The organism is uncultured Algoriphagus sp. (assembly GCF_963974835.1).
GTDB lineage: Bacteria > Bacteroidota > Bacteroidia > Cytophagales > Cyclobacteriaceae > Algoriphagus.
Genome location: NZ_CAXBET010000001.1, coordinates 1066917 through 1080526, shown reverse-complemented (window position 1 = coordinate 1080526; position 13610 = coordinate 1066917). Strand labels below are relative to the sequence as shown.

14 protein-coding genes are annotated in these 13610 nt (G+C 40.7%); 8 read left to right on the top strand and 6 right to left on the bottom strand.

What is annotated here, in order from left to right; genetic code table 11:
- The first annotated feature begins 13 nt into the window (after window positions 1-13).
- From AACZ73_RS04770 to AACZ73_RS04760, 3 genes are read left to right on the top strand one after another with little or no spacing between them, the layout of a single operon-like run.
- A complete protein-coding gene (locus AACZ73_RS04770; protein ID WP_339875870.1) occupies window positions 14-508 on the top strand; it encodes an RNA polymerase sigma factor in 495 nt (164 codons plus the stop codon).
- Window positions 498-809: a hypothetical protein gene (locus AACZ73_RS04765; RefSeq protein WP_339875868.1), complete on the top strand. Its 312-nt coding sequence runs from the start codon at window positions 498-500 to the stop codon at window positions 807-809. Before AACZ73_RS04770 ends, AACZ73_RS04765 begins: the two co-directional genes overlap by 11 nt.
- A 13-nt stretch (window positions 810-822) precedes the next feature.
- Complete coding sequence (locus AACZ73_RS04760; RefSeq protein WP_339875866.1) at window positions 823-1608, top strand: Spy/CpxP family protein refolding chaperone; 786 nt, start codon at window positions 823-825, stop codon at window positions 1606-1608.
- 88 nt (window positions 1609-1696) lie between these two features.
- Here AACZ73_RS04760 and AACZ73_RS04755 read toward each other — a convergent pair whose 3' ends face one another.
- The 4 genes from AACZ73_RS04755 to AACZ73_RS04740 form a co-directional block, all read right to left on the bottom strand.
- Window positions 1697-3379 carry a DUF885 family protein gene (locus AACZ73_RS04755; RefSeq protein ID WP_339875864.1) on the bottom strand — a complete coding sequence of 561 codons (1683 nt, stop codon included), beginning with the start codon at window positions 3377-3379 and terminating at the stop codon, window positions 1697-1699.
- Between the two features lie 250 nt (window positions 3380-3629).
- Entirely contained in the window at window positions 3630-3839 is a 210-nt protein-coding gene (locus AACZ73_RS04750; RefSeq protein ID WP_339875862.1) for a hypothetical protein, read from the bottom strand.
- Window positions 3840-3852: 13 nt separating this feature from the next.
- Window positions 3853-4386 carry a hypothetical protein gene (locus AACZ73_RS04745; RefSeq protein WP_339875860.1) on the bottom strand — a complete coding sequence of 178 codons (534 nt, stop codon included), beginning with the start codon at window positions 4384-4386 and terminating at the stop codon, window positions 3853-3855.
- Between the two features lie 202 nt (window positions 4387-4588).
- Window positions 4589-5455 (bottom strand): AraC family transcriptional regulator, encoded by an 867-nt coding sequence (locus AACZ73_RS04740; protein WP_339875858.1) that lies wholly within the window; start codon window positions 5453-5455, stop codon window positions 4589-4591.
- Between the two features lie 135 nt (window positions 5456-5590).
- On the opposite strand from AACZ73_RS04740, the gene AACZ73_RS04735 reads away from it, so the two are divergent.
- The 5 genes from AACZ73_RS04735 (at window position 5591) to AACZ73_RS04715 (ending at window position 11165) form a co-directional block, all read left to right on the top strand.
- Entirely contained in the window at window positions 5591-6481 is an 891-nt protein-coding gene (locus AACZ73_RS04735) for a dihydrodipicolinate synthase family protein (protein WP_339875856.1), read from the top strand.
- A gap of 76 nt (window positions 6482-6557) precedes the next feature.
- On the top strand, window positions 6558-8012 hold the full coding sequence (locus tag AACZ73_RS04730) for an aldehyde dehydrogenase (NADP(+)) (protein WP_339875854.1): 1455 nt from the start codon (window positions 6558-6560) through the stop codon (window positions 8010-8012).
- Between the two features lie 134 nt (window positions 8013-8146).
- On the top strand, window positions 8147-9151 hold the full coding sequence (locus tag AACZ73_RS04725; protein ID WP_339875852.1) for a 4-hydroxyproline epimerase: 1005 nt from the start codon (window positions 8147-8149) through the stop codon (window positions 9149-9151).
- Window positions 9152-9232: 81 nt separating this feature from the next.
- Window positions 9233-10480 (top strand): FAD-dependent oxidoreductase, encoded by a 1248-nt coding sequence (locus AACZ73_RS04720; RefSeq protein ID WP_339876345.1) that lies wholly within the window; start codon window positions 9233-9235, stop codon window positions 10478-10480.
- A 76-nt stretch (window positions 10481-10556) separates the two neighbouring features.
- The gene (locus AACZ73_RS04715; RefSeq protein ID WP_339875850.1) at window positions 10557-11165 is read left to right on the top strand and encodes a Uma2 family endonuclease; all 609 of its coding nucleotides are present in this window, start codon (window positions 10557-10559) and stop codon (window positions 11163-11165) included.
- Window positions 11166-11234: 69 nt separating this feature from the next.
- Here the strand turns inward: AACZ73_RS04715 and argJ are convergent, their stop codons facing one another.
- Both argJ and argC read right to left on the bottom strand, forming a co-directional pair.
- A complete protein-coding gene (gene argJ / locus AACZ73_RS04710; RefSeq protein ID WP_339875849.1) occupies window positions 11235-12446 on the bottom strand; it encodes a bifunctional glutamate N-acetyltransferase/amino-acid acetyltransferase ArgJ in 1212 nt (403 codons plus the stop codon).
- 119 nt (window positions 12447-12565) lie between these two features.
- The gene (argC, locus tag AACZ73_RS04705; RefSeq protein WP_339875847.1) at window positions 12566-13609 is read right to left on the bottom strand and encodes an N-acetyl-gamma-glutamyl-phosphate reductase; all 1044 of its coding nucleotides are present in this window, start codon (window positions 13607-13609) and stop codon (window positions 12566-12568) included.
- Window position 13610 lies beyond the last annotated feature (1 nt).

Below are 13610 nucleotides of genomic sequence, written 5' to 3'. Positions count from 1 at the left end.
CTAACCTTTGTAAATGAATCGGAGCCAGCTAGATCATATCCTAAAAGCCCACCATCGGGATGCATACCTTTGGGCTAGGCAATGTTGCTCATTTGAAGATGAAATGGCAAAGGATGTGCTTCAGCAGTCGTATTTGAAGATTCTGGAAGGCCAGGCAAAGCTTAAAGATGCATCTAAGGCAAAAACATGGCTCTTTTCTATCATTAGATATACGGCGATTGACGAGATCCGAAAAGCTGGAAAAGTCGTTTCCCTTTCAGATTCCTATGATCCAATGGAGAGCCACGAGGAGATAGACTCGACCGACTATGAAGGAATAATCAAGCACCTGCCGGAAATGCAGCGAGAAGTAATTTTGATGGTATTTTATCATCAAATGACCATTGCGCAAAGTGCTGAGATCCTCCAAATAGGTTTAGGTACTGCGAGAACACATTATGATCGCGGGAAAAAGAAACTCAAAGAATTAATTACGAAAGTTCAAATCCAGGAAGAACATGGAAAATGACGAACAATTAGAACGGTTTTTTAACCAAATGAAAAAGCAGGATGAACAATTGGAAATACCTGATTTTCCTGAGGTCAAAACCCGAAAATTCAGCTTTTGGATACCGGCAGGAATAGCTGCTTCCATGCTGTTTGCATTCTTGTTTATCCAAGAACCCACACCTGTGGAGAGTGCTTCTCCTGAGGTAGTGATCATTACCCTTCAAACAGACGACCAAGGCGACCAGCATTTTACCATCGAAGAAAGCACCTTCTTGGACACTTGGGAATCTCCTACTGCTTCTTTATTGACAGAATACTAAACATTCAACTATCATGAAAAAAATACTATTTGTATACCTATTATGCTTTGCTGGTTTCGTCCATGGACAGCAAACCTATGTGCATAACCTTAAAGCGTCCAATCAGGATATTTTTCAGCGAAACCTATATTCTGCTGATCATGTCATGGAACTTCGCTCCGAACTCAAGCTAACCGACGCCCAAACCAACAATATCAAAAAAATCCATAGCGAAAATGCCGGTAAATTCAGCACAGTAAAATGGGACCTGGACGAAGAAACAAAAAAGCTAAAGGAACTATTGGACGAAACAAAAATCGATCAGGTAGCGGTTCAGAAGCAAATGGATAAGGTGCTAGCCCTGGAAAACTCCCTAAAAAAGCAACAACTCAGTACTATGGTGGCTATCAAAAATGAATTAACCTCTGAGCAACAGGAAATCCTACAGACTACTAGAGTGCAAACAGTGAATGGGGTTAGTATTTCTGGATACGGTTCAAATACATTTAGCCCAGCAACCGTAAATGGCATTTCGAGTGGTTATAAAGTTGGCAAACCACTTTATGAAGTTGCGGGAGTTGGCTCTATCTCAAGTCCAAAAGTAATTGTACACTCATCCAGTCCTAATCAAGAAGATGCTCCTCTTTATATACTTGACACCAAGGATGGCATGAAGCAATTATCAAATTTCAATAAAATTAATCCTGACGATATCGAAAGCATCAATGTCCTAAAAAACGAGTCTGCAACTGACACTTACGGTGAAAAGGGGAAGAATGGAGTTATAATTATTAAGCTTAAAGAAAATCGAAAAAAATAATCCAATTCTGGTTTAACATGAGTTAGGAGTCCGAAAATTCGGACTCCTAAGTTTTTGTAATTGGGATTAGTAAAAATCTCTTATTCTTTTAATCCAAAAATTTCCAACTCGCTTTGTGATCTTTTTTCAGTGGACTTCCAGTTACTTTAGCCCTTAATATTTCTACTGGCATAGCATTTTGGCTCATGATCAGATCGTGGTATTCTTTTTCAGTCATCTTTCCTGAATCCACCACTTCCTCACGCATTTTATAGAACTCTAGCGCCCCAATCATATAAGCTATCTGGTAGAGTGGACCGTATCTACCTTCGAAGGATCGTCGAACCTCAGCCTCAGCATTTGCCCGCTCATGACCTACTTTGTCCACCAAGAGATCAATACATTCCTGAGGAGTCATTTTTTCCAAGTGATAATTCAGGGAGAAAATAATTCGTGCACATCTATGCATTCTCCAGAAAAGCATTCCCACTTTGTCTTTAGCATCTCTTGGAAAATTCTTATCCCAAAGAATAAACTCCCAATACAGTGACCAGCCCTCTGTCCAGAATGGGGTACCGAACATCCTGCGGTGTGTCATATTTCTTTGGTTCATAAACTGCTGTAAGTGGTGCCCAGGAATCAATTCATGATGAACAGTGGCTCGGGAAAAATGAGGGTTATTCCCGCGCATACTCATCATTTTATCCTCATGACTCATCTCAGAAGTAGGATAAGCGATCTGAATCATCTCTCCTCCCAGAAAAAATGGACTTACACGTTGGCGCTCAGCAGAAATCATGATCGTTCTCCACGTTTCTTTTGCCAATGGCGGTACAGTTATTAAATCATTTTCTTCTACATAATCCGTGGCTTCCTCTGCCAGTCTAATTACCTCACCAGGCCACTCTCCAGCAGGGAAATAAGTTTCTTTCACCATTTCCAATGCCGCTTTCCAATCATCACCAAAACCCAATTCATTGGATGCTTTTAGCATTTCCTTCTCACACCAAGCAAATTGCTTTTCGGCTTCAGCGATCAGTTCCTCTGGACTGTAGGCTATCATTTCAAATGCCAATTGTTTTTCCAGTGCATCTCTCCCAATAGGTCGGCCGATGATTCCGCTTCCATCATCTTTCACAGAATTCGTATAGTGCTCACGCAATGCTTTAGCATAAGCCTTCATGCTTTCGTCCAGTTTCTTCCATGGCTCCGGCATCCACCAGGTGAACATCGGATCAAAATCAAAATAGTAACTATACGCCTCTCCAGTCACTTCATTCATCGACTCAACTGCACTTGCTGCCAAGTCCGCCTTTTGCCAACTGGTATATTTCGGAGTGGAAGTCAGGCCTTTGAGTTTGAAATCCACTTGCTTGGCGACATCATTCCACGATGCTGCCAAAGCCTGAGGATCTGGTTTTACTGCTCTTCTTCTTCCTTGATAGAATTTCTCCAAAGGGCCAGCAAATGACAAAACGCCTGACACTTCATCGAATGAAGTTTTTTCAATCTCCAGCTCTGCAAGTTCTTTTTCAAGGTAATTCCTGAATAAGACGTAATCGATTTTCCCGTCTTCAGACAGAGAACCGTAATTCAGCTTAGAGAGATTTTTAAGATATTCCTCAATAAACAATTTTATTCTGGAAAAATATTCGTCAGAAAGAGCGTTTGAATACAATCGTCTTAAAGCTCCATAATCGGCTTGATAGGTTTGAATTGTCTGAACTAATTCAGTGGAATATCCAAGCGTGGAGATTAAACACAAAATCAGGAATAAGTAGATTTTTTTCATATAGCTGGGAGAAGTGAAGCCTTAAATTAAATATTTTGGGCGTAAGTTCCCGGTAATGAAGTTTCATAGCACCCCATTAATGAAATTCTTTGATCAGCGGTAGAAAAATTATTTTTGGAGAGGAAGAATTAAAAGTAGGTTTTGATTTATACAATATATCGATAGATCGTATTCCCTATCACAATACAATCAATCTAGAAATTGTAGTAAAAAAAAAGGTCGTTTCGGATATGAAACGACCTTTAATAGATTATTTTCTCTTTCGAAGAAGTGCTACCAGTATCAAAACAAAAACAGCTCCTCCAATTACCCACGCCCATGGCTGTTGGTACCATTCCTTCTTACCAATATTGACATCTATGTCTAAGCCTCCATCCTGAGCAAATGCTGCGACAGAAAAGAACATGGTCATTAAGAATACAAATGCATTCTGCGAGTACTTTTTGATTTGATTTTTCATGGTTATTTAGTTTTTATTTAAATCTAATATTATAAGTAGCAGCTACACCAATTGTCTGGATATCAGCGGCATTATCCGAACCAAAAATCTGATTGTAAAAAGCGAAAATATTCCAATCGTAATTATGATAACCTACTTGCGGGCGAATATAAAATCCTCCATCACTACCGATATCTCCCGTCAAAAACGTATAACCTACGTCAGTTCCTACAAAAAAGCCAGTAGGCTCTGGATAATATCTTAACATTAAACCAAGTGGAACCGCACCAAAATTCTCAGCACCTACCACGTCCGATTTCTTAAAGTAATTAGTATAACCTGAAACTACGCCAAGTCCAAAGTTATCTGTTCTCATAAATTGACCAGCAACATCAACTCCAAAAGCAAATGAGGAATAATCACCAATATCACCTACGGGAGCTCCAAGATTAAGGCCAAGCTTCAGCCAAGAATTTTCTTCATTGATATCTTCAATATCACGCGTTGTTTGAGCATATGTAGCAAAAACCGCCGCCATCATGGTAATGGATAAAATTAATTTTTTCATAATTGGTTTGTTTTCGTCTCATTAGCCAAAGCCAATGCCATTAACCAATTAGCAGCTCTCCCAAACGCCTTAGCGACTCATTAAAAGCGTGTTAACATGAATTAACTTTTGGTTTATTCAAGCTTTAAAACTTAAAACAAAGTATTTCCAATGCCCGTTTTTGGGGATTTTTTTTCCCAAAAACTCAATTCCCAATCTCTTGTTACTTTAACTTCCTCCAATCTTTAGGAGTCATTTCCGTCAGGCTCTTGAAGGTTTTATTAAAATGTGACAAGGTCTGAAAACCTACCTGAAAGGAAATCTGTGCAACACTTAAATCTGTCTCCAAGAGTAATTTCTTAGCCTCAGTGATTCGCAATTGCTGCACATACTGCGTAAAAGTTTTACGGGTACGCAACTTAAAAAACCTGCAAAAAGCCTCTTTACTCATATATGCCTGCTCTGCTACTTCTTCCAAGGATATCTGTCTAGTGCTGTTATCTAGGATAAATCTCATCACTTGATCCATTCTGCGTCCATCCCTCTCGGTCATCGTTCGGAGGACCGGAATTTTATTAAGAGCAATTACATTCTCTGAATTAAAATCCAGAAGTGACAAAATGTGAATGCATTCCTGAAGTCTAACGAGACCAGAGAAATCTCCAAATCGAGAAACCAAATTGGCTATTTTATCATTGGTCTCACCAATGATTTTAAAACAACCAGTAATTTTTTCATTCAGATGAGTGAGTTCTTGAAAATCCTCCACTTCCGAAAAAGCTCCATGTATAGCTTTAAAGTCAAAAAAAATGGTGTTCCCTGCAATCCTGAGATCGCTTCCCTCCTGATAATAATCAGCATCACTTCTGAAAACATGAGGAATACTTTCAGCCAATAAATAAACATCTCCAGGCTCAAATCTTCCTACAAAATCGCCCACGAGAAGCTGCCCTCGCCCTTCTACTATAAGTGTCAGTTGAGCTTGGGGATGCTGATGTAGATTGTCATAGAAATGATTTCCACGATCTTCCTGATATTGGATAAACGATTTCTCAGACTTCGGGATTTGAAATGATATAACCTTGCTCATAAGGTAAAATACGCTTGGATTACTAAATTAATTGAAATAAAATTAATTTTTGATCAAAATAGAACCATTATTTACTAAATCACCACTTTCAAAGGCTTGCGTGATGATCTAATTTTGAATAAAAAAAGAAACGATATGAATTGGAAAGGTGTATTCCCCGCTGTGACGACTAAATTCCATGCTGACGGAAGTTTAGATATGGACCTATTTTTTAAAAACATTGACTTCCAACTGGAATCCGGAGTGCACGGGATTATCCTTGGAGGTACACTCGGCGAGAGCTCCGTGCTTTCTCAGGAAGAGAAAATTACATTGACTCGAGAAACTGTAAACTATCTTGACGGTAAAGTTCCTGTGATTTTAAACATTGCTGAAGGCGCTACTCAGGATGCTTTATTTTGGGCAGCAAAAGCCAAAGAGTTAGGCGCTGCAGGCCTGATGATACTTCCTCCTATGAGATATGCAGCTGACGCAAGAGAAGTAGTCGCTTATTTCAAAACTGTAGCTGACAGCACTGATCTACCAATAATGATCTATAACAACCCTGTAGATTACAAAACTTTGGTAACCATAGATATGTTTGCTGAGCTTGCAGAATGCAAAAACATTCAGGCAATCAAAGAATCAACACGGGACATATCAAATGTAACTCGCATGAGAAATAGATTCGGTGACCGTTTCAAATTGCTTTGTGGTGTCGATACACTTGCCATGGAAGAATTAGTAATGGGCGCGGATGGCTGGGTTGCTGGATTAGTTTGTGCTTTCCCTAAGGAAACAGTGACAATTTTTAACCTAATCAACGAAGGTAAAAACGAAGAAGCTAGAGAAATCTACCGTTGGTTCTTACCTCTATTGGAACTTGACATTCATCCTAAACTAGTTCAGTACATCAAGCTAGCTGAGCAGCATTGTGGAATCGGAAGTGAGCATGTAAGAGCACCAAGATTAACCTTGGTCGGCGAAGAGCGCACACGCATTGAGAAAATCATTACAGAAGGAATTGCCAATAGACCTAAGCTATAAGCCTTGGGCAAATGGCACCTGACTTGTGCTTTTTTTACTATCTTCAAGCTATTAACCTTTTAAACCTACAAAACCTATGATCGACGAAATTTTCATTGCAGCACACGAGGCTTTCCTTCACTACAAAAACCTTCCAGCAAATCTCAAAGCTGATTTCTTGGAGACCGTTGCAGAAATCCTGGAAGCAAATCGAGCGAATATAGTACCTGTAGCGGTAAAAGAATCTAATCTTCCTGAAGGTAGAATCAATGGTGAATTGGGAAGAACAACTGGTCAAATCAAGCTTTTCGCTACAATGGTGAGAGACGGAAGCTGGCTGGAAGCAACCATAGACCCAGGGGATAGACACCGGGAGCCTTTACCAAAAGCGGATATCCGAAAAATGCTTACTCCAATCGGGCCTGTAGTTGTATTTGGTGCAAGTAATTTTCCACTAGCATTTTCTACCGCTGGAGGAGATACTATTTCTGCCTTAGCGGCAGGTTGCCCTGTTATTTACAAAGGCCATCCTGCGCACCCAGAGACTTCTAGGTTGGTAGCGGAATGTATACATAAAGCCGTAATCAGTGCGGATCTTCCTGAAGCAGTATTTATTCATGTGGAAGGAGGAATCGAAATAGGACAGGCATTGGTGAAGCATCCTCTTGCAAAAGCAGTGGCTTTCACTGGTTCTCACAAAGGAGGCATGGCCCTGTTTGAATTAGCCAGCCAGCGTGATGAACCGATTCCGGTATATGCGGAAATGGGATCTGTAAATCCTGTTTTCACTTTTCCTGAGAAACTGGGAAATGAACTAGTTCCCCTTGCACAGTCTTACGTGAGTTCTTTGACGCTTGGCTCAGGACAGTTTTGTACCAACCCGGGATTGATTTTCGTACCAAGAGCACATGCCACAGCATTTGAAGCTGCCATGGCTAAAGAAATCAAGGAAATAGCTGGCTCACCAATGTTACATCCGGGAATTGCGAGTGCGTATTATGATTCCATAGAATATTATCAAAGTCGTCAAGAGCTTAAGTGGATTAAAGTAGCAGACCCAAAGCATCTTATCAACGGAAGCCCTGCCTTAGCGGAAATCAAAGCTGCGGATTGGATCGCTGATGACGTATTCCAAAAAGAAGTTTTCGGAGCATTTGCATTGATGGTCGTTTATGATTCGCCAAATGAATTGATGGAAGCAGCTAAAAAGCTTCATGGTCAACTGACAATTACAGTATGGGGAGATATTCCTGAGCTGAAGCAAAATGCAGCACTTATAAATATACTGGAAGAGAAATGTGGCAGATTATTATTTGCAGGTGTCCCTACCGGTGTTGAAGTAGGGTATGCTATGCAGCACGGAGGACCTTATCCATCAACGACAGATTCGAGAAGTACTTCGGTAGGTGCTGGTGCGATCAAGCGTTTTGCACGCCCAATTGCATTCCAGGATATGCCTTCTGATTTACTTCCAGACGCTTTGAAGAATGATAATCCAATGAAAATTGTAAGACAGGTTAACGGAAAATTTACGGTAGAGAAGATTAACTGATTTGGGATTTGAGATACGACATTATGTAAGACTCCATTTCTCATTGAAAACATGTACTCCTTGACCACATTTCTTCCTAATCAATGTCCAACTCTAAACCCCAATTTTCAAATATTCCAATTTTGAATTAATAAATGTCAACACGACACACTTTCTCCTGCATCGATGCCCATACTTGTGGCAATCCGGTGCGGGTAGTTTCGGGCGGAGTTCCCTTTTTGAAAGGTGAAAACATGCTGGAAAAAAGACAGTATTTTCTGGAAAATCTAGACTGGATCAGAACTGGTTTGATGTTCGAACCACGAGGTCACGATATGATGTCTGGGTCGATGCTTTTTCCTCCACACAATCCTGACAATGACGTAGCTGTGCTATTCATAGAAACTAGCGGTTGTCTGCCAATGTGTGGACATGGCACGATTGGCACAGTGACGATTGCTATTGAAGAAGGATTGATTTATCCTAAAACTCCAGGGAAGCTTAAACTTGAAACTCCCGCCGGATTAGTTCTCGTGGAGTACAAGCAAGAAGGTAGAAAAGTCAAGTCCGTCAAGCTGACAAATGTCAAAAGCTTCCTTGCAAATGAGGGTTTGGAAATAGAATCTGACGAATTGGGAAAATTGACAGTGGATGTTTCTTATGGTGGCAACTTTTACTGCATCGTAGATCCACAGGAGAATTTTCCTGGATTGGAGCATTTCAAAGCAGAACAATTGATCTCAATGGCTCGCTTCCTTCGCAAAAAGATGAATGAGAAATATGAGTTTGTGCATCCAGAGCATCCCGCGATCAAAGGACTTTCCCATGTGCTTTGGACTGGAAAAACGCTTGATCCTACGAGTACAGCTCGCAATGCGGTATTCTATGGAGACAAGGCTATTGACCGATCTCCTTGTGGAACTGGGACCTCTGCAAGACTAGCTCAATGGTATGCTAAAGGACTCTTGAAACCGGGAGAAGATTTCATTCACGAGAGCTTCATTGGTTCCATATTCATCGGAAGAATCGAAGAAGAAACAGAAATAGCTGGTAAACCAGCCATAATCCCAAGCATAGAAGGCTGGGCAAAAGTTTACGGATATAATACCATCATTCTTGATGACGATGATCCTTATGTACATGGATTCCAAGTGATTTAAATTGTACAAAATACAATGTCCCAAGTACAAAGTCTTTGTGACTTTACTTGGTACTTTGTACGTGGTACCTGGTACAAAAATATGAAACCAACAATCATTATCGGCGGCGGAGTAATCGGCCTTTTTACAGCCTATTTTCTTCAAAAAGAAGGAATTGAAGTCCAAGTAATTGATCAAGGCGACATGCAGGTAAATTGCTCCACTGGCAATGCCGGCATGATCGTACCAAGCCATATTATTCCTTTGGCAGCTCCGGGCATGATCAGTAAAGGGATTTCCTGGATGTTTTCTTCCAAAAGCCCATTCTACATCCACCCTCGACTCGATGCTAAACTGCTGAAATGGTGCTACCAGTTTTACAAAGCTGCCAGTCCAGCGCACGTAGAGCGAAGTGTTCCTGTTCTAAAAAATCTAAGCTTAGTCAGTAAGGCGCTTTACCAGGAATTTCGGGATGAGCATCCAGAATCAGCTATCGCCCTGCTGGAGAAGGGATTGATGATGATCTATCAGACTGAAGCAGTTGAAAAAGAGGAAATCGAATTTGCACACCTGGCAAATGCTAATGGTTTGCAGGCTGATATTCTTTCTCCAGAGGACATCCGAGGTTTTGAGCCAAACCTAGAGGTGAAAGCACGTGGTGCCGTTCGATTTCCTGGCGATGCACATTTAGACCCAGGGAAATTGTATGGGTTCCTGAAAAGTTACTTACTGGAAAAAGGAGTCAATTTTCTCCCAAATACACAAGTCACTGGTTTTGAAAAAAGTGGAAACAAAGTGAATGCTGTGCTTACAGATCAAGGAAAAATTGAAGCTGAGAAAGTAATTCTTTGTGGCGGATCATGGTCGGGAGAATTGGCTGATTTGTTAGGATTTACACTTCCGATGATGGGAGGAAAAGGGTATTCGTTCCTACAAGAAAACAAGCCTGAGATCATGCAATCATCGATTTTGACTGAGTCGAAAGTAGCTGTAAGTCCTTACGGAAAACAGATTCGTTTTGGTGGAACGATGGAAATCGCTGGGACTAATCAAAAAATAAATCTTAATCGTGTGAAGGGAATCTTCGAATCCATCAATCGCTTTTACCCGGACTTTGAAGCAAAATTCCCAGAAGAAAATAAAATCTGGAAAGGTTTAAGACCCTGCTCCCCTGACGGACTTCCCTATATAGGTATTGCTCCTGGCTACTCCAATGTGATGGTGAACAGCGGGCATTCCATGATGGGAGTGAGTCTGGCTCCTGCCTCCGGTAAAATCATCAGCGAACTTCACCAACAAAAAGATACGACCTTGGAATTGACAGGATTTGAAGTCGATAGATACATGTGAGTCATTTGAGGTTTTAAAAACCTTTAGTGACTTTTTATGATTACTATTTTTTCCACTATTTGATTAAATTGCTTTAATGGAATCAGAGGAGAAAGATCTTATAAAAGAGCCGTTTACAGAATACGGTGTTTATTCTTATGCAGACTATTTGACTTGGGAGATTGACGAAATGGTCGAACTCATCAAGGGGAAAGTGTTTCGTTCTGCAGCTGCAGCGCCTAGAAGAAAACATCAAGAGGTAGCTGGATTACTACATTCCCGATTTTTGGTTCATTTGGAAGGAAAACAGTGTAAGGTATATATTGCCCCATTTGACGTCAGATTACCAATCAAGTCCATACGGAATGAAGATATTTATACCGTAGTTCAGCCAGATATCTGTGTGGTTTGTGACCGTTCCAAATTGGATGAAGCAGGATGTGTGGGTGCCCCTGATTTGATTGTGGAAGTGCTTTCTCCAGGTAACAATAAGAAAGAAGTACGAAACAAATATGAGGTTTATGAGGAATCAGGTGTTCGGGAATATTGGATCATTCATCCTTCTGAAGAGACTATGATTATTTACAGTTTAGTAGAGGGAAAATATAAGCCTTCCCGACTCTTTTCGTCAGGCGATGTAGTAAAGTCAGAATGCATTCCCGGATTTGAACTGGATCTGGAAGAGTTTTTTGAGAAGATAGATTGATTTTTTCCCATATAAAAAATGGCTTCTCTGTATCTCAGAGAAGCCATTTTACTTTCTAACTAGTATTTATCAAGTCGTATAGACTGAGTTGAACATCACGTAATCCGTGGTCAAATCAGATCCCCAACCTATCCCTTGTTCTTCTCCTGTATTCAGTTCGAGTTCCACTCTGATATGAGATTCCCGAAGCAGCTTTTTCATGTAAGACTTTTCAAAATTTACAGGATTTCCTTTATCCAATACCTGAACTAAGTGGTTTTGATCTCCGATAAAGAGATTCACTTTCTTATAGTTAAAGGAAACCCCAGCATTCCCTGCCGCTGCAATAATTCTTCCCCAATTTGGATCGCGACCAAACATGGCCGTCTTCACCAAAGTAGAATCAGAAATAGCCCGAATCAGAGTTCTAGCTATTACTTCTGTTCTTGCTTTAGTCACTTTGTATTCGATAAACTTGGAAGCCCCTTCGCCATCGGAAACAATTAGTTTTGCCAAGTGAGTGAGGATTTGCAATAATTTTTCCAAGAAAATCGCATATCCTGGATCATCCTTACTTTTCACTTGTCTGTTTCCTGCCAAGCCATTCGCCATAACAGCTACCATGTCGTTGGTAGAAGTATCACCATCTACAGTGATCATGTTGAAAGAACGATCCACGCAATAGGAAACAGCTTCTTGAAGAAGCTTTTCTTCGATATTGAAATCAGTCACAATAAATGCGAGCATGGTAGCCATATTGGGATGAATCATTCCTGATCCTTTGGCCACGCCGCCCATATTGATCTTCACACCTTCATACTCAAAATCGATAAATCCTTCTTTGGCAAAAGTATCAGTGGTTAAAATAGCATTCGCCACAAAAGAACCTGCTTTTATTTCTCCGCTTAGTTTTGGGATATTGACTTTCAATCCTTCCACTACATCTTCGGTAGGAAATTCGACTCCGATGATACCGGTAGAAGCTACGATCACATCATCTTCAGGAATCCCCAAAGCCTCAGCTGTTGTGCGAACCATTGCCTCTGCGCCTTCGCGTCCTTGATCTCCTGTACAGGCATTCGCATTACCCGCATTACAGATAATCACCTGAGCTCGGTTATTTTCCAGATTTTTTTCCGTGATTTTGATAGGCTCAGCACGCACTTTATTCTGAGTCAAAGTACCAGCAGCTGCCGCCGGAACTTCCGAATAAATAATCGCCAAATCCCTTTTCATGGATTTTACTCCAGTATGAGCACCCCAGCATTTAATGCCGCGTACATTAGTAATATTTTTAATCATCTTTTTTAAATTAAGATTATTTACATCCTTTTTATTGCCAGTAAACTAACTAATTATAGAAACAGCTCAACTCTAGCATTAAGGCGACTTCGGTCACCTGTCATCGGTCTTCCGTCTCCTTAAGGTTTTAACGGCACTTGGTTTAATCCTTCTGACTCCTTCAAGCCAAACATTAAATTCATATTATGAACCGCTTGGCTAGCGGCGCCTTTTAACAAATTATCAATTGCTGAGATCACAATAACACGCTCCGTTCTTGCATCCCAAACTGGAAAGACATCACAAAAATGGCTTCCACGAACGTCTTTGATTCCTGGAGCCTGATTTCTCAATCTTACAAATGGCTTGTCCTTGTAAAAATGACGGTAGATCTCAGTCAATTTTTCCTGATTCATTTCGCCTTTGATTTTTGCGTAAGCCGTCACCAAAATACCTCTATCAACAGGAAGCAAATGCGGTGTGAATTGAACAGCAGTCTGATGGCCTGCTAGACCACCCAATTGCTCTTCTATCTCAATGGTATGTCTGTGTCCAGCGATCCCATAGGCTTTGAAATTCTCATTCACATTAGAAAAATGTGTTGTAGCACTCGCCTTAATCCCAGCTCCTGTAAGACCCGACTTAGCATCGATGATCAGAGATTTTTCCTCAACCAGTTGCTTTGCAAAAAGCGGAGCCATACTCAATATAGAAGCAGTTGGATAGCAACCTGGGTTTGCGACTAAAGAAGCTGATTTGATTTTATCAGCAAAAAGCTCTGGTAATCCATATACAGCAGTTGCAAATCCTTCTGGATAGCTGTGCTTTTTATTATACCATTCTTCATAAACCTCCTTGGTAGAGAGTCGAAAATCTCCGGAAAGGTCAATAATCTTTGCACAGGAATCCTTCCACTTCGCCACAAAATCCATGGATACACCGTGAGGCAATGCCAAGAAAATAACATCCAGCTTTTCCTTGCTTACCTCTTCAGCACTGACCAAAGGAATGTCTAGTCTAGTAAAAAACTGCGGATGTAAGTCCGAAAAAGGCTTGCCCACATGGGATTCTGAAGTGATCATTTCTATGGAAACTCCTTCGTGATTGAGAAGTAATCTCGCCAGCTCAGAGCCTGTAAATCCAGATGCTCCGACTATGGCTACTTTTAATTTTTGATTGCTCATA

Bases quoted from the DNA above. Each gene is read 5' to 3' on its own strand.
- AACZ73_RS04765 (WP_339875868.1), top strand. From the start codon at position 498: ATGGAAAATGACGAACAATTAGAACGGTTTTTTAACCAAATGAAAAAG.
- AACZ73_RS04715 (WP_339875850.1), top strand. From the start codon at position 10,557: ATGGAATCAGAGGAGAAAGATCTTATAAAAGAGCCGTTTACAGAATAC.
- AACZ73_RS04770 (WP_339875870.1), top strand. From the start codon at position 14: ATGAATCGGAGCCAGCTAGATCATATCCTAAAAGCCCACCATCGGGAT.
- AACZ73_RS04720 (WP_339876345.1), top strand. From the start codon at position 9,233: ATGAAACCAACAATCATTATCGGCGGCGGAGTAATCGGCCTTTTTACA.
- AACZ73_RS04735 (WP_339875856.1), top strand. From the start codon at position 5,591: ATGAATTGGAAAGGTGTATTCCCCGCTGTGACGACTAAATTCCATGCT.
- AACZ73_RS04745 (WP_339875860.1), bottom strand. From the start codon at position 4,386: ATGAAAAAATTAATTTTATCCATTACCATGATGGCGGCGGTTTTTGCT.
- AACZ73_RS04750 (WP_339875862.1), bottom strand. From the start codon at position 3,839: ATGAAAAATCAAATCAAAAAGTACTCGCAGAATGCATTTGTATTCTTA.
- AACZ73_RS04725 (WP_339875852.1), top strand. From the start codon at position 8,147: ATGTCAACACGACACACTTTCTCCTGCATCGATGCCCATACTTGTGGC.
- AACZ73_RS04760 (WP_339875866.1), top strand. From the start codon at position 823: ATGAAAAAAATACTATTTGTATACCTATTATGCTTTGCTGGTTTCGTC.
- AACZ73_RS04740 (WP_339875858.1), bottom strand. From the start codon at position 5,455: ATGAGCAAGGTTATATCATTTCAAATCCCGAAGTCTGAGAAATCGTTT.
- argC (WP_339875847.1), bottom strand. From the start codon at position 13,609: ATGAGCAATCAAAAATTAAAAGTAGCCATAGTCGGAGCATCTGGATTT.
- AACZ73_RS04755 (WP_339875864.1), bottom strand. From the start codon at position 3,379: ATGAAAAAAATCTACTTATTCCTGATTTTGTGTTTAATCTCCACGCTT.
- argJ (WP_339875849.1), bottom strand. From the start codon at position 12,446: ATGATTAAAAATATTACTAATGTACGCGGCATTAAATGCTGGGGTGCT.
- AACZ73_RS04730 (WP_339875854.1), top strand. From the start codon at position 6,558: ATGATCGACGAAATTTTCATTGCAGCACACGAGGCTTTCCTTCACTAC.